The organism is Nocardia violaceofusca NBRC 14427 (genome assembly GCF_963869435.1).
In the GTDB taxonomy this organism is placed as follows: Bacteria; Actinomycetota; Actinomycetes; order Mycobacteriales; family Mycobacteriaceae; genus Nocardia; species Nocardia aobensis.
In genome coordinates this window covers 1-18,972 of sequence record NZ_CAWMPM010000010.1, presented here as the reverse complement: position 1 = coordinate 18,972, position 18,972 = coordinate 1, and the positions used below count along the sequence as shown (strand labels likewise).

The following is an 18,972-nucleotide window of genomic DNA, read 5'->3' as shown; positions in this document are numbered from 1 at the left end:
GGGCGCCGTCGCGATCACCGGCGATGCCGAACTCGGCGCCCGCGTCCTCGACTCGATCAATCTGGTCTGAGCGGCCGATGTGTGTCCGCCGACCGGCCCGGCGTGGGCGTACAGTTGGGCTTCGACAAGATCGGCCCCGGACCCTGCGGTCAGGCGGGCCTATTCTCGATCGGCAAGAGGGGATTCGAGTGGACAGGCCAGCGTGGGCGCCCGAGGGCGTGGATATGCAGCGGCCCAGCCCGGCCCGGATGTACGACGCGCTGCTGGGCGGTTCCCACAACTTCGAAGTGGACCGGTGGGCCGCGGCGGAGGGGCGCAAACTGGTGCCGGATCTGCCGCGGCTGGCACTGAGCAACCGCGCCTTCCTGCGCCGAGCGGTCCGATTCATGATCGACTCCGGGATCCGGCAGTTCCTCGATGTCGGATCGGGTATTCCCACTGCCGGGAACGTGCACGAGGTCGCGCAGGACATCGATCCCTCGATCCGGGTTCTCTACGTCGACATCGACCCCGTCGCGGTCACCCATGCGGCCACCATCCTGCACGGCAACGACCGCGCGGGCGCCATCGAGGCGGATCTGCGCAAGCCGGAGGAACTGCTCACCCGCGCCCGTGAGACCGGCTTGATCGACTTCGATCGACCCGTCGGTCTGCTGCTGGTCGCCGTGTTGCATCTGCTGCAGGACGAGGAACGTCCGCGCGAGCAGGTCGCCGCGTTGCGGGCAGCCGTGGCGCCGGGCAGCTATATCGCGATCTCCCATCTGTCCTCGGCACACCGGCCGGAGGCGGCCGCCCGGATTCACGAGGAATCGACCAGCGGCGTCGGAATCCGTTTTCGCGACCGCGCATCGATCGTCGATATGTTCACCGGCTGGGAACCGGTCGAACCGGGCATCGTCGAACTACCGCTGTGGCGCCCGGAATCCGAGCGTGACCTGCACGAAACGCCGGGACGCTCGCTCGGTTTGGGCGGCGTGGGGCACAAGGTGTGACGGGGTCCACGGGATAGGCAGGGGTTGCAGGGTGGGTTCGCAGGAGTTGGCGGCGCGGTGGGCCGACGCACTCGACGGAGTGGTCGCGCCGACGCTGACGCGAACCGAGATCGAGGCCCTGCTCACCGGCCTGTGTGAGGAACTGCTGGGCGCGCTGCGCGGCGCCGTAGGCCTCGACGCGGCCCGGCTGGCCGCCTCGTCGCTGGTCGCCGCGAACTATCGCGACGATGCCGCGGTGAGCCGATCGGTCGCGGTGATCTGCCGCGATATGGTCGCCGAAATCTGCCCGGAGCCCGGCGACCCCGACTACGAGACCGTGCGCGATCGCGCCGTCACCGTTGCCGGAGAGTTCGCCGCCGGATTCACCGCGGCACTGCGCGGCGCCGCCCTGGCCGAGCAGGAGACCACGCTGAGCGCCGCCCTGGCCGCGGTCCGGGAGGAACAGGCGCGGCGCCAGCTGTCGGAGGCCCGGTTCGGCGCCATCTTCGCCGGCGCCTCGGTGGGAATCGGCACCATCGACGCCGAGACCGGCAGGGTCCGCGACGTGAACGCCGCCTTCGCCGAGATGCTCGGTGTGCCGATCGACCTGATCATCGGCCGGTCGGTGGCGGCGGTGCTCGGCGAGGACAACATCGGTGAGGCCTACACCCACTTCCAGCAGTTGCTGACCGGCGGCCTGGACCGGTTCCGGATGGAGACCTCGCTCACCCGGCCCGACGGCCATCACTCCGATATCGACCTGTCCATGTCGGTGGTTCGGGACGCGCGCGGCAGCGTGCGATTCCTCATCGGGGTGGCCGTCGACATCACCGAACGCAAGGCGCTGGCCGACCGGCTCTGGTACGAGGCCCATCACGACGACCTGACCGGGCTCGCCAACCGGCTGCTGTTCTTCGACCGGCTCACGCGGGCCGAGCCGCCCATCGGCCTGTGCTATCTCGACCTGGACGGGTTCAAGGAGATCAACGACGATTACGGCCACACCATCGGTGATCGCGTGCTGCGCACGGTCGCCGAGCGGCTGGGAGCGGCCGCCGGGCCCGACGGGCTGGCCGCACGGATCGGCGGCGACGAGTTCATCGTGCTGATCGAGCAGTGCACAGGTGAGGCGCGACTGGTGGACATGTCGGCCCGGCTGCTGGCGGCGCTCGGCGAACCGGTGGAGGTGGCCGGTGGGTCGATCACGGTGGGCGCGTCGATCGGAACCGCGCTGGTCACCCGGCAACCCGAGGCGGTCGACGATCTCATGCACGCGGTCGACACCGCGATGTACCGCAACAAGACTGCGCGGCAGCGCCCCGGCAGCCGGTCACGCCTGCCTCAGTGAGCGGACAGCGTCGAGGGGGCTCGATCCGCGAGTTCCTGCCGGTCTCGCTCGTCGCCGTACGCGGCGAGGAAACCGGAGCAGTCGGGGCATTCGGAGAGGATCGGATGCCGGCAGTCGAGGATGTGGGCGAGGAAGCGATCGGTGGCCTCGAACAGGTCGATGCGGCGGCGCAACTGGGCCCGCTCGTCGGCGATCAGGGCCAGCCGCTCGTCGCGCCCGGAGAGGCCGAGTTCCCGGATCCGGCGCAGCGACAACCCGGTGCGCTGCAGGGTACGGATCAGCCGGGCCCGGTCGAGCGTCTGCTCGTCGTAGGCGCGATGTCCGGAGGGGCTACGCGCCGGGTGCAGCAGTCCAACCGATTCCCAGTGGCGCAGCACATGCGCCTCGACTCCGACCGCCACGGCGGCGTCACCGATCTTCAGTCCCTCGTCCATCGCGGGCCTCACCCCTTTACTTCATGTCGACCTTAAGTTTTATCGTGCCACGACACGTGGCGGCGATCCCGTCGTCGGCGACCACCCATAGAAGGGACGGATGACATGCCGGATCAGGTGAAGACACCGAGTGTGCTCGAATGCTGCACTGTCGCAGCGGGTTCCGTACGCGGGCTGATGCTGCCCCGGCGGCTCGACCGGCGCTTCCTGGCCTCGATTTCCGACGCCGGGCTGCCCGAGCCGCAGGGCACCGTCTCGGTGCGCGCGCTGCCGCAGGCACCGCGGTCGGTGCCGACGGCGGCGGTCGTGGAGGGAACGTTCACCCCGCGCCGGATCGACAACGCGCTGACCGCCTTCGTCGTCGAACATCCGCAGGCCCGGTTCGTGGTCGATCCCGGCGTCTGCCTGGATGCCGAACGACGCGCGATCTCGCAGCTCCCGGCGGTCCTGCGAGTCGCGGTGCGGCCACCGGCCGCCACCGTGGCGACCGTCGACTCGCTGCGTGAGCACGATCCGCGGCCGCTGGATTTCGCCCTGCCCACGCACGCGCATTGGGACCATGTGTGCGGTCTGCTGGATCTGCCCGGACTCCCCGTCCACATGCATCGCGTCGAGCAGCAGTGGATCACGACCGGTGCGGTCGCGCCGGTCGGCGGCGTCCGCGATGCGCTGCGGGAGCGGCCGGTAGTCGAATACGACCTCGACGGACCGCCGGTGCTGATGTTCACCGCGAGCCACGATCTGTTCGGTGACGGGACCGTGGTGCTGGTGGATCTGGCCGGGCACACCCCCGGAAGTGTCGGCGTGCTCGCCCATACCCGGCGCGGCTGGGTACTGCTCGCCGGTGATGCCGCCTGGCATCATCTGCAGATCGACAAGGTCCGCCAGAAGGCAAGCTACCCGGGAGGTTTCGCCGATGACGATCGCGATCTGACCTTCCGCACCCTGCACCGGCTGCACCTGGCGCGCACGACGGTGACGGTGGTGCCGACCCACGACCACGCGGCCGCCCAGCGGCTGCGCGCCGAGCAGGTGGGCGCGGCGAACGACAGCTGACGTCGCGGCGAGCGGCCTCCGCCACGTCCGGCCGCGGAAGATTCGGCATCTTCGAGCGGTCCAGCGAGCCCCGGCTGGCTATGGACCGGCGGGCCACTCGCTCGCGACCATGGCCTCATGACCTCCTCGGCGTATGTTCCCGCTCTGGCCGGCCACGAATTCGCGGTCGACACCACCTATCTCGACACCGCCTCGTACGGCATTCCGCCGGCTCGCGCGTTCACCGCGGTGCGTGCTGTCCTCGACGGGTGGGCCGGCGGACATCGCGCACCCTCGCGCTACGACGATCGGGTGGATCGACTGCGCGCCGCCTACGCCCGCCTCCTCGACGGCGCGACGGCAGCCGATGTGGCGATCGGCAATTCGGCCGCCGCCCTCATCGGACCGGCCGCCGCGGCACTGGCCCCCGGCTCCGAAGTGCTGGTCGCCGCAGGCGATTTCGCCTCCGTGCCCAATCCGTTCCGCTACCGCGGGGATCTGCGGGTGCGCACGGTGGAACTGGAGCGACTCGCCGAGGAGGTACGGCCGGATACCGCACTGGTGGCGTGCAGTCTCGTCCAGTCCGCCGACGGCCGGACGGTCGACACGGCGCGGTTGCGCGCGGCCACCACGGCACACGACGCGCTGTTGCTGTTCGACGTCTCGCAGGCCGCGGGCTGGTTACCGCTGCGATTCGCCGATGCCGACATCTGGGTGTGCGCGAGTTTCAAGTGGCTGCTCGGCGCCCGCAGTGTCGGGCTGCTGGCGATCCGGCCGGAGATCGCCGACCGGGTGCGCCCGCATGCGCCGGGCTGGTACGCGGCCGCCGACCGCTGGGCGGAAATGTATGCGCCGCAACGGCTTGCCGACACCGCACGGCGCTTCGACGCCACGCCCGATTGGCTCGGTGTGGTGGGTGCGCTGGCCGGAGCGGAACTGCTGGAGGAGTTGACCGTTCCGGCGATCCAGGCCCACGATCTGGCACTGGCCGACCGCTTCCGCGCCGGACTGGACGACCTCGGCTTCACACCCGTTCCCGGACGAGCGCCGATCGTGTCCATTCCGGGCGCCGCGGCCGCCGCGGACGCCCTGGCCGAGGCCGCGGTGGTCACCACGGCCCGAGCGGGTGCGCTGCGGGTGTCCTTCCACGTCCACAACGACTCCGACGATGTCGACCGCGCGCTGAAAGCCTTGGGCGACAGTCGAAGTTGACCGGCTGGGGCTCAGAGGGTTCGGCGCAGGCGTCCCGGTGGCTGCCGTGATTCGGCTCGCACGCGATCGCGCAATGCGCCCGGAATGCGATGGATGATCGCCGAGCGGTCCGCGGCCGCGAGTTTGCGGCGAATGGTCGCGACCTGGGCGTCGACCGTGCGGACCGACGTCCCGCGGCGCACGGCGACCGCACTGTTGGTCCACCCGGCGGCCACCAGGATCGCGATCTCGCGTTCGGCGGGTGACAGTTCCTGCCACCGTGCGTCGTCCGGACCATCCCCGGCGTCCTCGACGATCTCCAGCCGTCCGAGGAAGTACCGCTGGAGTTCGTTCTCCTGCGGCCGCATCCGCCCACCGCGACGCACCGCGGCGGCGTAGCGCTGGGCGCCCAGCACCGCGGTGGCGGCTGTACGCGCGGCCAGCGATCCCTCCATCACGAGCGGCACCCGGTCCGAGGCGATCCCCATCGAACGATGCAACGCGGCGGTACCGCCCTGCAGGTAGGCGATCTCTCGCGCGGCGGCGGCGAGTTCGCCCGGGCGCGCGCCGGATTCGATACGCCGCGACAGGATCGTGGCCAGCGCGACGGTGCAGAAGTGGATGATCCAGCCCGCGGTCCAGGTATCCCCGCGATCGAGATGCGCGGCCACCGCCGCCCGGCCCCGGCGTACGGCGTCCGCGGGGTCGCCGTGGCGGATGGTGGCAACCAGTTCCGCGAACTCGGCCCAGGACACCGCCCACGGCGCATCCGTTTTCGCCGCGTCGTGCAGATGGCGGCGCACCACCCGCCCGGCCACCTCCGGGGTCGCCAGGCTGGCGGCCGCGAGCACGGTGAACAGATCACTGCGCTGGGTGCCGCCGCGATCGCCGACGGCCGCGAACTTCCGGCGGGCGCGCGACAATACCTCGATCGCACGCAGGTCCAGGCGAACCAGGAACAGTTCCAGGCCCCAGGTGAATTCGACCTGGGCGGGCAGGCCGATATCGTCGGCGGTGTGCTCGCGCCATTCCCCACGCAGCACCGGATCGGTGAGACATTCGGCGGCACATTCGTCGAGGAGCCGGGAGGTGTAGTCGAACCGGCCCTGCCACACCGCGATCCAGCCGATCAGGGCCTTGGCCGAGATCCGCAGCGACGACAACGCCGGATCGTCGCCGATCACCGCGAGGGCGCGCTCCGTGAGCCCGGTGACCGCGCGGTTGGTGCCGGTGAGAAACGGCACCCGCAACGCCATCACCACGGTGGCGATCTCGAGTCCGATCACGGCCTCGTCCGGATCGGCGAGGCTGGTCTCCACCGCGAGCAGCACGTCGTTCCAGGCCGCACGGACCCAGTCGATCCACTCCATCTCGTCCGGCCCGTACCACATCGCCTGTCCGGCAACGACTTTGTCACGGAAGTAGCGGCGATGGCGGGCAGGCACCCCCGACGGTGCGGCCGAACCGTCCGGCCGCTCCTGCAGCCGGGCGCGGGCGAACGCCCGCACGCTCTCGGGCAGGAAATAGCGCACCGAGGTGGCCGTCATGCGGGTCGACACCAGCGACCGTTCCACCAGTCGCTCCAGCGTGGCGGCGATGACCGGCTCCGGCAACGCCTCGTCGGCGCAGACCTGCGCCACCGCGCTGTATTCGATTCCGCCGCTGCGGGTTTCCTCGTCGCCGGGGTCGAATCCGGCGGCGAAGACCGACATCCGCTCCAGCAGCAGGCGTTCGGCGTCGGTGCACAGCCCGTACGACCAGGCGATCACGTCGCCGACGTTGCGATGACGCTCGTCGGCGCCGGCGCGCACGCCCGAAGACCAGCTCATCCACGCGTCGGAGTCGGTGCCGGTGAGATCGCGCAACACCTCGGCGACCGGACGGTAGCGCAGCCGGGCCGCGGCGAGCCGGATGAACAGCGGATTGTTGTCCACGTGCCGGCAGATCCGGGCGGCCAGTTCCAGAGTGGCGGGCTCCGCGCCGATCGGCCGGCCGGTCAGTTCGGCGCGCCGCCGGAACAGTTCCAGCGCATGGTCGTTGGTGAGTGGCGGCACCGGCACCAACCGCTCGTCGGTCCAGCCGATCGGTTCCCGGCTGGTGGCCACGACGGTGACATCCGGATTCACACTCAGCAACTCGACGATCAGCCGCGCCACCGGATGCAGGACGTGTTCACAGTTGTCGAGAACCAGGATGGTGCGAGCGGGGCCGAGCGAGGCGAAGGCGTCGAGCAGGCAGTCCTCGGCGCTGCGGCCGGTGGGATCGGTCGGTGCGACGGTTCGCACGATCTCCTCGGCGACCGCCTCGACGCCGGCGCCGGTTTCCAGCCGCGCCAGCCGCACCCACAGCACCTGATCGCGACCGGGCCGCTGGGACCGGCGCAACGCCTCGGTGGCCAGCGTCGTCTTACCGATCCCACCCGGCCCGAGCAGAGTGATCAACCGGGGCCCACCGGGGTCGAGCAGTTCGGCGATGCCGCGCAGTTCCGCGGTCCGGCCGACGAATTGGGATATCCACGGTGTGGTCACGACCGCGCCGTCTCGCGCCGGGCCCGGGCCTCGGATCGCATCCGTTCCCGGGCCTCGGCGGGCAGATGCCGGGCGATCTGCCCGCGAGAGGTGATCTGCAACTTCTGCCGGACCATCGCCACCTGCGCATCGACCGTGCGCACCGAACTGCGGCGGCGCACGGCGATGGCACTGTTGGGCCAGCCGGCGGCCGCCAGCACCGCCACCTCACGTTCCGCCCGCGACAGGCTCTCCCAGCGATCCGACTCGGGCCGCGGCGCCGCCACCGCGGCGACCGGCGGTTGCGCCGTGGCGACACACGGCTGCTGCGGCAGTGCCGACCCCTCGGCGCGGCGCACCTCGAGCCGGCGCAGCTGCAGATGCCGGGCGGCGAGCCGATTGGCTTCGACCGGATCACGCCGATGCAGTTCGGCGCGCGCGACGAGGCGCACACATTCGGTGAGGTACCACCGCGCCGAGGTGGCCGTCAGTCGCACGATCACCAGCGAACGTTCCACCAGCCGATCCAGTGCCGATTCGATCGACGCCGCCGGCAAGGCGTCGTCGGCGCAGAGCGCCACGATCGCCTCCCGATCGGCTCCGCCGCCCGGGGAACCACCCGGAAAGACCGACAGGCGTTGCAGCAGAAGCGATTCCGTCGGTGTACAGCGACTCGTGGACCACGCGATGTTGGCGCCGATATCGCGGTGGCGCGCTTCGACCCCCACCCGGGCACTGTCGGACCACTGCAGACGGCGGTCGTAGGCATCGCCGCTCACCTCGTGCAACACGGTGGTGGGCGGGTTGTGCCGCAATCTGATCGCGGCGAGCCGCAGGCCGAACGGATTGTGGCTCATATGGGCACAGATCCGCCGGAGGATATCGTCGTCCGCACCGCCGGCGGTGCGGCCGGTGAGCTCCATGCGAATGCGCAACAGCCGCAATGCCTGTGCGGGATCGAGCGACGGCACCTGAACGAGTTGTTCATCGATCCAGCCGATCGGCTCGCGACTGGTGGCGACGACGGTCAGGGCAGGGTCGGCTTCGAGCAGGTCCGCGAGCTCGGTCGCGAGGGCGGTCACGAGGCGATCGCAGCTGTCGAGGACCAGGACGTGCGGGGCGCCGTCCGGCCGGGGCGCGAGATCGCGGAGTTCGGCGATCGCCGTCTCGGCGTCCAGTTCCGCCAGCGCCAGCCAGCGCGTGGGTAGTTCGACATCGCGGCGCAGCGTTTCGATGGCCAGCCTGGTCTTGCCGATGCCGCCGGGACCGGTCAGGGTGATCAGCCGCGCGCCACGGGCGATCAGCGCCGCTATCCGCTCTCGCTGCGCCGACCTGCCCACGAACTCACTGCTGGTGGCGGGCAGTACACCGATACGCGATCGCTGGAACATAGTAGGAACAAGTTAGCCCACCGTGCCCCCGTCGCGTGTCCGGATTCGATACCGCGATCTGCGGCTACCCCATTCGCGCGACCGGCGTGGCCTGCTGATAATGCATCTGCACGACCGCACTGTCGAAGGTCATGATGTCCACCAGCTGCAGTCCCGCCGTGTCCAGCGGTTTCGGGAACAACGGCACACCCCCGCCGAGCAGCAGCGGATGCACGAACAGCCGGTATTCGTCGACGAGATCGTGTTCGAGGAAGTACGAGGCGGTCTGGGCGCCGCCGAAGACCACGACGGGTCCGGTGGAGGCCGCCCGCAGCGCGCCGATCTCGGCGATCGGATCCGCACCGACCACCCGGGTGTTCCAGCCCGGATCGCGCAGCGTGTGGGAGAAGACCAGTTTCGGGGTGCGCTTCCAGCAGCGCGCGAATTCGACGTAGAACGGCGAGATGGCCGGATCGGCATCGGCATAGGGCCAGAACGCGGCCATGATCTCGAATGTCTTGCGCCCGTAGACGAAAACCTCCGCCGCCCGCAGTTCGTCCAGGAAGGACTCACACAGCTCTTCGTCCACTACCGGCCAGTGAATTTCCTGGTCGGGCCCCTCCGCGTATCCGTCGAGCGACATCTGCATCCACAGTGTCACGCCTGCCATCGCTCACCCATCTGCCGTTACCTGCCGACGAATGATTGTTCCCCCGGGTGGGGGCAGCGCGCATCGGTAATGTTCGGGCGCACCTACTTAAGTAGGTCGCGCCCGATACCTAGTTGCGGATCAGAGCAGTTCGCCGTCGCGGCACAGGCTCGACGAGCGCCAGGTCGGCGCCGGGCCCGCGCCCTCGAAACGCCACTGGGAGATCGGCCCGGCCGCGCGCCAGTAGAGACCGCCCGAGGCCGGAACCGCCTCGTACACATCCTCGGTTCCCGCGATCAGCTGATCGCCCACGCAGTAGTCGTTGTAGGAGGTGCCCGGCTGGCGCGCGCCGGGACTGAAGCGACCGGCCGGGTTACCGAGCGCGCCCGGATTGGCCACGGTGTCGGCGCGGTGGGACGGACCGTCCGCATTCCACCGGGCGGCGCCGAAAAGGTCACTGCGGCAACTGAATGCCCAGCCGCCGGCATGCACCTGGGCCCCCGGGGCGAAGGCGGCGCCGGCCCACAGACAGTACGGACCGGGCGACTGCGCCGCGGCCGGACCGGCGGACAGGCCCACGACGGCGGCGCCCGCGACGGTCGCGGCCAGCAGCAGGGCTCGGGTGGTGCGGGCAAAGGTGGCTGCGGTCATCGGTGTGTCTCCGTTCAATCGTGCACTTCCGACGCTGATGGTCAGAAGTATCGGCCACACCGATAATGTACCGTTGAACAACGGCACGTTATATCGCGAAATCTTCCCACCGTTGGGGGTAGAGATTGTCGCGACGAACGCTCAGGAATCGGCGAGCGCTTCGTTCAGCGCGCTGTCCTGATCGAGATACCGGGCCACGAAACGGCCGATCAGTTCGGCGCCCGCCTGCGCCGGGACGGTCCGGATCACCTCCGAGCCCGCGGCCAGCCCGGCCAGGTCCGCGGGTGTGCCCGCGGAGTCCTGGAAGCCGGTCCACACCGTGCGCTGGAAGAGGTCCGCGAAGCGACGCGCGATCCGGTCGCATTCGGTCGCCAGCCGCTCGAACTCGGCGATGATCTCCGGCTCCGGCACGCCCGCGGCGGACAGCCGGTCGGCGGCCTGCAGCAACATCGGGTCGGCAGCGCGGTAGGTGCTGGCGTCGACCGGTTCGTAGAGGCCGAGCGCGACCACCCGCGCCAGCCCGTTGGGTACCTCCTGCAATCGCTGCGCCAGATCGGTCGCGGCGATCGTCGCACCGGCCGGTGATTCGGCGCCCGACGACACATCGGGTTCCGCGACGCCGAGGATGTCGCCGAGATCGTCACCGCGATCCCAGGCGTTGAGCAGTTCCTTGATGCCGTTGAGCTTGATGCCACGGTCGAGCAACCGGCTGATCGTCCGCACCCGGTTGAGGTGTTCGGCGCTGTAGAAACCGGTACGACCCTTGACCTGCGGCGGCGGAAGCACACCGCGCTCGTGGTACACCCGCAGGCTGCGCACGGTGGTCCCCGCCTCACGCGCGAGCTCGTCGATGGTGTACTCGGTCCGGGTCGTCATACATCAAGGAAACCACACCGAAACATGCGCGGATCGAAACCGTGCGGCGGCATGCCGGTTCCCATCTTTGGCGGTTCGATTGCGATCCGCGGGCGTAGCCGACCTATTCTGCTGTGCATGGACGATATGGCGGACGCGCGCCCCAGCGCCGCCGAGCGAGAGCGCGCACTGCAGGAATTGTCACAGCAACTGGGCGCCGGCAGATTGACCCTGCCCGAATTCGACGAGCGCACCGCACTGGCGACCCGGGCCGATACCCGCGTCGAGCTGGCGGCCCTGTTCACCGATCTGCCCGTCGTCACCCCCGATCCGCCCGCCGCACCCGCGCCCGCCAATCCGCTCCCCTCCCTGGCCGTTCTGGCCGGTGCCATCACGGTCTTCGCCGTGGTGTCGGCGTGGGCGGCCGGAAACTGGCTGTGGCTGTTGCTGATCGCCGCGGCGCCGGTGGCCGTCGTGCTCTGGCGCGTGCGCGGAGTCGCCTGAGCCGGTTCACCATCGGGTGCGCGGACGCACCTGATTGGCCAGATCGACGAGCCGGTAGCGATGCAGCCGGCCCGGCGCCGTGCGGGCGAGCGCGCGCAGCGAGGTCTCGAGGCCCAGCTGCAAACCGGATTCGGTGAGCGCGAAGCCGAGCAGGGTCGCGTCGGACCGGCGCGGCTGGCCGCCCGCGCGCAGCCATTCCAGTGCCGCACCCACCACGACGACCTGTAACTGCAGTGCCCGGGGCTCCTCCGGCAGGGCTTCCAGGCGCAGTGCGGCCGCGGCGAGGTCCTCCTCGGTCACCTCCGCCACCGGCCGGGACACGAGCAGCAGTCCACCGGTCATATGAGCGAGCGCGTAGTGCCGCGAGGTCACCGGCACCCGGTCGAGTACCGCGACGGCGTCGAGCAGTTCGCCGTCGGCGGCCAGTCGCCGCGCCAGTCCGAACGCGGCGCTGACCACACCGTGGTTGGTGCGCCAGACGGTGCGGTAGAAGTCGATCGCGGCCCGGTGCCAGCGATCCGGATCGGCCGGCAGTTCGAGATGTTGCAGGACCAGTTCGGCGGTGGCCGCCAGCGCGAGAGCCGGGGCGATCTCCCCGGGCAGCATGGCGTGCACGGTATCGAACTGGGTGTAGGCGTGCTCGAAGGCGCCGTCGAGCAGATCGGCGATACCGCGGTACCAGGTCAGCCGCCAGTCGGTGTCGTAGTCGATCATCAACTCCCGCAACAGGGCTCGCGCCGGCTCCACCTCCCCCAGATCCAGATGGGCGCGCACCGCGGTGAGGGCGCCCTCGAGTTCGAAGGAGCCGGTGTCGGCGAGGACGCCGGAGGCGATCCGATCACGGATGCGCCGCAACGTATCCAGCGCATGCCGCGGATCTCCGTGCAGCAGCGTCGACATCAGTTCGGCACTGGGATCGGTGCTGTCCATCAGAGGAACCGGCAAGGCGGCCACCACCGCCCCCGCATCGAGGGTCGGCATCCGGTGGCGGCCGTCGACGATGCCGTCGGTCTGGCCGATCAGGGTCTCGATGCCGAAATCGCCGCGCATGGAACCGAATTCGACCGACGCCTGGGGATGTTCCCGATCGGTGTCGGTGGCCAGCACCATCCGGAGCACGCCGGTGAGCTGGCAGTACATCGAATAGGTGGAGGGGAATCGGCGGGCCGGGTCGGGATCGGTGGCGCGGCACAGCAGGCGATACAGCGACGGATAGCGAACCAGCAGCGGATGCGCCTGGGGCTCCGGCATTTCCGGTAGCTGATGGCCGCGCTCGTCGCGGGGCAAATGCATCACCAGTGCCGCCAGCGTGCGGCCGACGGTGTAGATGTCGGAGGCGACGGTGGGCCCGGTCTCGGTGATCTCGGGCGCTTGGAATCCCGGTGTGCCGTAGATACTTCCGAACGACTCCATGGCCGCCACCGCGCCCAGGTCGATCAGTTTGACCTCGTCCTCGCTGACCATGATGTTGTCGGGTTTGAGATCGTTGTAGGACAATCCGAACGAATGCAGATAGTCCAGCGCCGGCAGCACCTCCATCACGTACGCGATCGCCTCCGCCACCGGAATACGCTGCGGCGCGCGCTGATCGAGTACGCGCTTGAGCGACTGGCCGCCGACGTACTCCATCACGATGTAGCCGTCGGCGACATCACGGCCCGGGCCGCGGTGCTTGACGAAGTTGTAGATCTTCACGATGCCGGGATAGGCGACCTCCGACAGGAACTGCCGCTCCGCCAACGCGACCACGTGCGCCTCGAAATCCTGCGGATTCTGCAAACCCTTCAGTACCACCCAGCGATCGCTGACATTGCGGTCGACGGCGAGATAGATCCAGCCCAGACCACCGTGCGCCAGACAGCCCTGCACCTCGTACTGTCCGGCGACGACCTCACCCGGTTGCAGAATCGGCCGGAAGCTGTAGGGGGAACCGCATTTTCCGCAGTCCCCCGCCACCTGCCCGGCGCCCGCGTCGCTCGCACGCCCGACCGGCGAGTTGCATTTCCAGCAGAATCGCTTCTCCTCGGGCACTTCCGGGTCGTCCAGTACCGCGGCGCGCGGATCCACCGAGACCACCCGCGGCATCTCCACCAGGCCGGCGCCCAACCGGCGTGGACTCGGCCGCGAGCGCGCGCTGCGCCCGGAGCCGGCCTCGGAGCCGAGCGTATCGACCTCGACATCCGCGGTCACCGGGCCGGAGGGCGGCTCCGGCGCGAAACCCGTTGCCGAACCAGCGTTTCCGACCGGCTCGCCGAGGAGGTGGCGCACGGACGGTTCGCCCGGAGATTCCATCGCGACGCGCAGTCGTTGCGAGGGTTCTCCCCCACCGTTGCGCCGCGTCGCCCACGGATGCGCATCCGGTCCGCGCACTTCACTGCGGCGGATGCGGCGATTCGCCCACGGATGTGGAAGGGGCGTATCGGGTCGCTCCGGCATGAGAAACCTCCCGAGGCCGCTGATGAACCGGGGCCTCATTCTCGTTCCCCGGCCACGGTCCCGCGTCCCCGAACTTCCCAACGCCGGGAACAGCTCCGCCCCGGTGGTACCGGGGCGGAGGGCGCGGCTACTTCTCGGCGTCGGGCGCTGATCCCGGCTCCCCGGATTCGGCTGCCGACTCGGCCGCCTCGTTCTGTAGCGGACGTTCCGCCAGCACCGGGAACTGGCCGGTGTAGCCGAGGCGTTCGGTGGCCATCGCCAGCACCTTGCGGCGGGCCAGGAACCAGCCCGCGACCAGCGCCGGCAACATGACGCACACCATGGCCAGCACGGCGAAGCGCTGCACGTCGTCGTCGCTGGCGGCCATCAGGACCACCACCGCCGCCAGGAACACCAGGGTCGCGATGCTGGTGTACGGGGCGCCGATCAACCGGAACGACGGACGCTCCGCCTTGCCGATGCGCGACCAGCGCCACAACTGCAACTGGCACAGGATGATCGCCGTCCACGCGAAGATCGTGCCCAGGGCCGACATGTTCAACACGATTTCGAACGCCTTGTCCGGCACCATCGCGTTGAGTCCCACACCGATCAGCGCGATACAGCCGGTGGCGAGGATTCCGACGTACGGCACACCGGAACTCGACATGCGCGAGGCCAGCTTCGGCGCGCTGCCGTTCATCGCCATCGAGCGCAGAATCCGGCCCGTGGAGTACAACCCGGCGTTCAGGCTGGAGAACGCGGCGGTCAGCACGACCAGGTTCATGATGGACCCGGCGCCGTTCACCCCGAGTTTGGAGAAGAAGGTGACGAACGGGCTCTCGCCGGCGTGGAAGTCGCTGTAGGGCAACAGCAGTCCGAGCAGGACGAGCGAACCGACGTAGAACAGCGCGATCCGGGCGATCACCGAATTGATCGCGCGCGGCATGATCTTCTCCGGGTTCTCGGCCTCACCCGCGGCGGTGCCGATCAATTCGACTGCCGCGTAGGCGAAGACGACGCCCGTGGTGACGGTGACGAGCGGCAGGAGCCCGGTCGGGAACAGACCGCCGTGCGCGGACAGCAGGCTCGGACCGGTGGTCTGGCCGTCCAGCTCGAAGCGGCCACCGAGGATGACCACACCCACGATCAGGAAGGCGACCAGCGCGATCACCTTGATCAACGCCGCCCAGAACTCGAGCTCACCGAACCAGCGCACCGAGATCAGGTTGATGCTCACCACGATCGCCAGCGCGACCAACGCGATGAGCCACTGCGGAATGCTGCGAGTCCCTCCCCAATAGTGGACATATGTCGCGATCGCGGTGATGTCTACGATCCCGGTCATACACCAGTGGAAGAAGTACATCCAGCCGACGCCGAAGGCCAGTTTCTCGCCGTAGAACTCGCGCGCGTAGGAGACGAACGATCCCGAGGAGGGGCGATGCAGCACCAGCTCGCCGAGCGCTCGCAGGATGAAGAAGACGAAGATTCCACAGACGGCGTAGACGAGGAACAGGCCCGGGCCCGCGTCGTGCAGGCGGCCGGCCGCGCCGAGGAACAGGCCGGTGCCGATGGCACCGCCGATGGCGATCATCTGCAGCTGGCGGGGGCGCAGCGATTTGTGATAGCCCGCATCCTCGGCATGCAGCGCGTCCGCGGGCGCCGTCGCCTCCGAGGGAGGTCGAACAGTTGTCATGGGGGAGGACCTTTCACGTGACGGCGATCATATCTATGGGCAATGTACCGTCATTCAACGGCACGTTCAATACGTGGGATAGGTTGTAACACAACGGAAATCCCCTCCGCCACGGTTGGCGGTAGACCATACCGATAGGTATCGGTACGCTGGATAACGACAACGGCCGAGAAAGGGCGAGGATATGGCCTGGTTCGAGCGGGAATTCATCGCCGTCCCGGACGGCCGCAAGGACCAGTTGGTCTACAAGTGGCCCGATCTGAACATCCGGCGCTACAGCCGGACGATCGTCAACGCCGATCAGATCGCGCTGTTCGTCAAGTCCGGCCGGGTCGTCGCGACGATGGGACCGGGCCGCCATCGCGTCGACGCCGACGAACTGCCGGTGCTGGGCGCACTGGTGGACTCGGTCACCGGCAACAACTTCTACCGTGCGGAGCTGTATTTCGTCTCCACGCGCGAATTCGCGGGCGTCAGATTCGGCGGCCGGCTCGACGACATCGTGGACCCGGCCAGCGAGCAGATCGTGACGCTGCGCGTCTTCGGCGAATTCGCCCTGGCCGTGCGCGATCCCGCGCAACTGATCACCTCCCTCGTCGGCACCACCGACCTCACCGATCCTGCCGGAATTCAGGCCTGGTGCGCGGATCTGCTGCTCAAGTCGATGAAGATGACCGTGTCGCACGGCATCTCGCAGGGCGACTGGCAGGTGCTCGGCCTCTCGGCGCAACTGCAGTCGATCGAGTCGGCGGTGGTGCGTCAGACCAATCTCACGCTGTACGACTACGGAATGCGGATCTCGCGCATGGGGAATTTCGACATCACCCTGGCGCCCGAGGACGCCGAGCGACTCAAACGACTCGCCAAGGATGTCACCTACATCCGGCTCGCCGGCGATTTCCAGCGTTACGCCGCCGGGGAAATGGCCCTGGGCGCGGGGCAGGGTATGGCGCATTCGCACGGCGGCGGCGGCGAAGGTGGATTCCTCGGCGCCGCACTGGGTCTCAACGCGATCGCGGGCATGGGGCAGCAGTCGACGGTGCCGTGGGCCACGCAGCAAACCCCGCCCCCGCCCGCGCCGCCGTTCGGTCAGCCCGCGGGCCGACCCGCCCTGCAACCGCCACCGACACCTACCGCCGGGGCCGACGCATCCGCGACGCCGGGCTTTCCCTCGGGCGTCGGATCGGGGCCTTCATCCGCGGCGCCACGGCCCGAGGGTGACGATTCCGCCGCGTCGGAACACGTGACCTGCGCATCCTGCGCTACCGACAATCCCCGCACCGCGCGATTCTGTATGCACTGCGGGACCCGGTTGGCCGCCGCCCCGCGTCACTGCACCGAATGCGGTGCGGAACTCCCTGCGGCAGCGCGGTTCTGCGGCACCTGCGGAACTGCCGCCGAGGCGTGAGCCGCTGGGCTGGTCACCCCCGGCACCGCGTCGGCCGTGAATGATCGCGTTGCCGAACCCACCGGGCGTCGTTCGTCGCCATCCCTGCGGTAGCCACTGAGATCATCGCGTGCCCGGCATGTTTCGCATATACCGACGCCGCCCACCCGGGTTCGGGTGGGCGGCGTCGGCGGGCTTCCGGAGCGGGTTCGGGTGTGCCGGTCCCAGGCGGCGCACCCGAACCCACCGGCAGGTCAGCTGGGCACCGTCGCCGTCGTTTCGGCGCTGCCGACCATGCTGCGGACCTGGCGCGCGGCCACCGACAGGGTCGCCAGGTCGTGGGCTTCGGAGGTGAAGATCTCCCCGAGTGCCGCGCGGGCACGGCTGAGGCGGGAACGGTTGGTCGATTCCCAGTAGGCGATCTTCTCCTCGGGGGTGTCGACCGGTTCGGTGGTGGTCAGCACGTCGGCGGTGAGCGAGCGCAGCGAATCGTAGAGATCCTCGCGAACGGCCAGGCGCGCCAACGTCTGCCAGCGATCGCCACGGTCCAGTCCGGCCACCGCGGACAGCAGCCGCTGGATGTCGAAGTGGGCGTCGAGCGCGTAGTAGAGCGCGGCCACCTCGTCGGCATCGCGTTCGCAGATGTCGGCGATGTCGAGCACGTCCAGCAGCGGGAACCGATGGATCAGCAGGAACACCTCCTCCGTCAACTCCCGCGGGGCGCCGTGACCGATCGGTCCGCCGGAGCGCGACATCAGATCGTCGGCGAGCGCACCGGGCCGCCAGGCCGGCACCCGCGCCGCCAGCGCGCGCACCCCGTCGCGGTAGCGCGCGATACCGGCGCCGACCGCGATCGGCTGCGGCCGGTTGGTCAGCAGCCAGCGCGCCGCCCGATCCAGCGTGCGTTTGGTCTCCATCTCCAGCTCGTTGCGCGCCGCCGCCGGCATCGGCGTGGTGCGGATGCGGTCCCACAGTGCCCGCAGATCGAAGATCTCCACGGCCGCGGTGAAGGCGCGCACCGCGTCGTCGGTGGTGGCGCCGGCCTCCTCGGCGAGCCGGAAGGCGTAGGTGATGCCGCCGTAGTCGACCATATCGTTGACCACCATGGTGGCCAGGATCTCCCGGCGCAGCGGATGGCGGCCGATCGCGGCGCCGAAGCGTTCCCGCAGTGGTGTCGGGAAGTAACCGGGCAGCAGCGCTTCGAACGCACTGCTGTCCAGCAGATCACCGCTGAGCAGATCCGACTTGAGCGAAAGCTTCACGTGCGCGAGCAGATTGGCGAGTTCCGGTGAGGTCAGCCCGGCGCCGGCCGCGGCGCGCCGGTCCAGTTCGGCATCCGAGGGCAATGCCTCGAGCTGCCGATCCACGCCGCGCCGCGTCTCCAGTTCCGCGATCAACCGCCGGTGCACCCCCACCATGGCCGCCGCGTTCGACCGCGACAGACCCATCCGGAAGTTCTGGGAGATGTTGTCGCGCAACACCAGTGCCGAGACCTCGTCGGTCATCTCGGCCAGCAGGGCATTACGGTCCGACTCCGCCAGCTCGCCGGAGGAAATCGCCGCTCCCAGAAGCACTTTGATGTTCACCTCGTGGTCGGAGCAGTCCACGCCGGCGGAATTGTCGAGAGCGTCGGTATTCATTCGGCCGCCGAGTTTGCAGAACTCGATCCGCCCGAGCGCGGTGGCGCCCAGGTTGCCACCTTCACCGATCACCTTGACCCGCAACAGATCCGCGTCGACCCGCACGGCGTCGTTGGATTTGTCGCCCACGTCGGCGTGCGATTCGGTACTGGCCTTGATGTAGGTGCCGATACCGCCGTTCCACAGCAGATCGACCGGCGCCAGCAGGATCGCCCGGATCATCTCCGGCGGCGACAGCGTGCTCACGCCCGGATCCAGATCGAGTGCGGCGCGGATCTGCGGCGTGATCGCGATGGCCTTGGCGGAGCGATCGAAC

The 18,972-nt window shown here is 69.3% G+C and carries 15 protein-coding genes; 6 read left to right on the top strand and 9 right to left on the bottom strand.

Annotated features, from left to right (window positions below):
- Positions 1-188: 188 nt before the first annotated feature.
- On the top strand, positions 189-992 hold the full coding sequence (locus AC5592_RS09630) for an SAM-dependent methyltransferase (RefSeq protein WP_084506510.1): 804 nt from the start codon (positions 189-191) through the stop codon (positions 990-992).
- 31 nt (positions 993-1,023) lie between these two features.
- Positions 1,024-2,319: a sensor domain-containing diguanylate cyclase gene (locus tag AC5592_RS09625; protein WP_036498814.1), complete on the top strand. Its 1,296-nt coding sequence runs from the start codon at positions 1,024-1,026 to the stop codon at positions 2,317-2,319.
- On the opposite strand, the gene AC5592_RS09620 is transcribed toward AC5592_RS09625, so the two are convergent.
- Complete coding sequence (locus AC5592_RS09620) at positions 2,313-2,753, bottom strand: MerR family transcriptional regulator (protein WP_051024380.1); 441 nt, start codon at positions 2,751-2,753, stop codon at positions 2,313-2,315. The two genes, AC5592_RS09625 and AC5592_RS09620, sit on opposite strands and share 7 nt — an antisense overlap.
- A gap of 105 nt (positions 2,754-2,858) precedes the next feature.
- Here AC5592_RS09620 and AC5592_RS09615 point away from each other — a divergent pair, with 105 nt between their 5' ends.
- A complete protein-coding gene (locus AC5592_RS09615) occupies positions 2,859-3,809 on the top strand; it encodes an MBL fold metallo-hydrolase (RefSeq protein ID WP_063063987.1) in 951 nt (316 codons plus the stop codon).
- Positions 3,810-3,926: 117 nt separating this feature from the next.
- Complete coding sequence (locus tag AC5592_RS09610) at positions 3,927-5,000, top strand: aminotransferase class V-fold PLP-dependent enzyme (protein ID WP_036498820.1); 1,074 nt, start codon at positions 3,927-3,929, stop codon at positions 4,998-5,000.
- Positions 5,001-5,011: 11 nt separating this feature from the next.
- Here AC5592_RS09610 and AC5592_RS09605 read toward each other — a convergent pair whose 3' ends face one another.
- From AC5592_RS09605 to AC5592_RS09585, 5 genes are all read right to left on the bottom strand, one after another.
- Positions 5,012-7,507, bottom strand: coding sequence for an ATP-binding protein (locus AC5592_RS09605; protein ID WP_063063986.1), 2,496 nt, complete (start codon positions 7,505-7,507; stop codon positions 5,012-5,014).
- Positions 7,504-8,877, bottom strand: coding sequence for a LuxR C-terminal-related transcriptional regulator (locus AC5592_RS09600; protein WP_036498824.1), 1,374 nt, complete (start codon positions 8,875-8,877; stop codon positions 7,504-7,506). The genes AC5592_RS09605 and AC5592_RS09600 overlap by 4 nt, the downstream gene beginning before the upstream one ends.
- A 64-nt stretch (positions 8,878-8,941) precedes the next feature.
- Positions 8,942-9,526 carry a dihydrofolate reductase family protein gene (locus AC5592_RS09595; RefSeq protein WP_036498827.1) on the bottom strand — a complete coding sequence of 195 codons (585 nt, stop codon included), beginning with the start codon at positions 9,524-9,526 and terminating at the stop codon, positions 8,942-8,944.
- A 120-nt stretch (positions 9,527-9,646) separates the two neighbouring features.
- On the bottom strand, positions 9,647-10,156 hold the full coding sequence (locus tag AC5592_RS09590) for a hypothetical protein (protein ID WP_063063985.1): 510 nt from the start codon (positions 10,154-10,156) through the stop codon (positions 9,647-9,649).
- A gap of 141 nt (positions 10,157-10,297) precedes the next feature.
- Positions 10,298-11,032 (bottom strand): MerR family transcriptional regulator, encoded by a 735-nt coding sequence (locus AC5592_RS09585; RefSeq protein WP_063063984.1) that lies wholly within the window; start codon positions 11,030-11,032, stop codon positions 10,298-10,300.
- A 117-nt stretch (positions 11,033-11,149) separates the two neighbouring features.
- Here AC5592_RS09585 and AC5592_RS09580 point away from each other — a divergent pair, with 117 nt between their 5' ends.
- Positions 11,150-11,515 carry a DUF1707 SHOCT-like domain-containing protein gene (locus AC5592_RS09580; RefSeq protein WP_036498834.1) on the top strand — a complete coding sequence of 122 codons (366 nt, stop codon included), beginning with the start codon at positions 11,150-11,152 and terminating at the stop codon, positions 11,513-11,515.
- Positions 11,516-11,521: 6 nt separating this feature from the next.
- On the opposite strand, the gene AC5592_RS09575 is transcribed toward AC5592_RS09580, so the two are convergent.
- Positions 11,522-13,951, bottom strand: coding sequence for a serine/threonine-protein kinase (locus tag AC5592_RS09575; protein WP_036498837.1), 2,430 nt, complete (start codon positions 13,949-13,951; stop codon positions 11,522-11,524).
- 127 nt (positions 13,952-14,078) lie between these two features.
- Complete coding sequence (locus AC5592_RS09570) at positions 14,079-15,629, bottom strand: amino acid permease (RefSeq protein WP_063063983.1); 1,551 nt, start codon at positions 15,627-15,629, stop codon at positions 14,079-14,081.
- A gap of 184 nt (positions 15,630-15,813) precedes the next feature.
- Between AC5592_RS09570 and AC5592_RS09565 the strand changes: the two genes are divergently transcribed.
- Positions 15,814-17,037 carry an SPFH domain-containing protein gene (locus tag AC5592_RS09565; RefSeq protein WP_063063982.1) on the top strand — a complete coding sequence of 408 codons (1,224 nt, stop codon included), beginning with the start codon at positions 15,814-15,816 and terminating at the stop codon, positions 17,035-17,037.
- A 233-nt stretch (positions 17,038-17,270) separates the two neighbouring features.
- Here the strand turns inward: AC5592_RS09565 and AC5592_RS09560 are convergent.
- On the bottom strand, positions 17,271-18,972 hold a 1,702-nt coding region (locus AC5592_RS09560), incomplete at its 5' end, for an NAD-glutamate dehydrogenase domain-containing protein (protein ID WP_198163797.1).

What these genes read in the sequence shown, in the direction of transcription:
- AC5592_RS09575 (WP_036498837.1), bottom strand. Translation starts at nt 13,951, where the DNA reads ATGCCGGAGCGACCCGATACGCCCCTTCCACATCCGTGGGCGAATCGC.
- AC5592_RS09615 (WP_063063987.1), top strand. Translation starts at nt 2,859, where the DNA reads ATGCCGGATCAGGTGAAGACACCGAGTGTGCTCGAATGCTGCACTGTC.
- AC5592_RS09570 (WP_063063983.1), bottom strand. Translation starts at nt 15,629, where the DNA reads ATGACAACTGTTCGACCTCCCTCGGAGGCGACGGCGCCCGCGGACGCG.
- AC5592_RS09620 (WP_051024380.1), bottom strand. Translation starts at nt 2,753, where the DNA reads ATGGACGAGGGACTGAAGATCGGTGACGCCGCCGTGGCGGTCGGAGTC.
- AC5592_RS09590 (WP_063063985.1), bottom strand. Translation starts at nt 10,156, where the DNA reads ATGACCGCAGCCACCTTTGCCCGCACCACCCGAGCCCTGCTGCTGGCC.
- AC5592_RS09580 (WP_036498834.1), top strand. Translation starts at nt 11,150, where the DNA reads ATGGACGATATGGCGGACGCGCGCCCCAGCGCCGCCGAGCGAGAGCGC.
- AC5592_RS09585 (WP_063063984.1), bottom strand. Translation starts at nt 11,032, where the DNA reads ATGACGACCCGGACCGAGTACACCATCGACGAGCTCGCGCGTGAGGCG.
- AC5592_RS09610 (WP_036498820.1), top strand. Translation starts at nt 3,927, where the DNA reads ATGACCTCCTCGGCGTATGTTCCCGCTCTGGCCGGCCACGAATTCGCG.
- AC5592_RS09565 (WP_063063982.1), top strand. Translation starts at nt 15,814, where the DNA reads ATGGCCTGGTTCGAGCGGGAATTCATCGCCGTCCCGGACGGCCGCAAG.
- AC5592_RS09600 (WP_036498824.1), bottom strand. Translation starts at nt 8,877, where the DNA reads ATGTTCCAGCGATCGCGTATCGGTGTACTGCCCGCCACCAGCAGTGAG.
- AC5592_RS09595 (WP_036498827.1), bottom strand. Translation starts at nt 9,526, where the DNA reads ATGGCAGGCGTGACACTGTGGATGCAGATGTCGCTCGACGGATACGCG.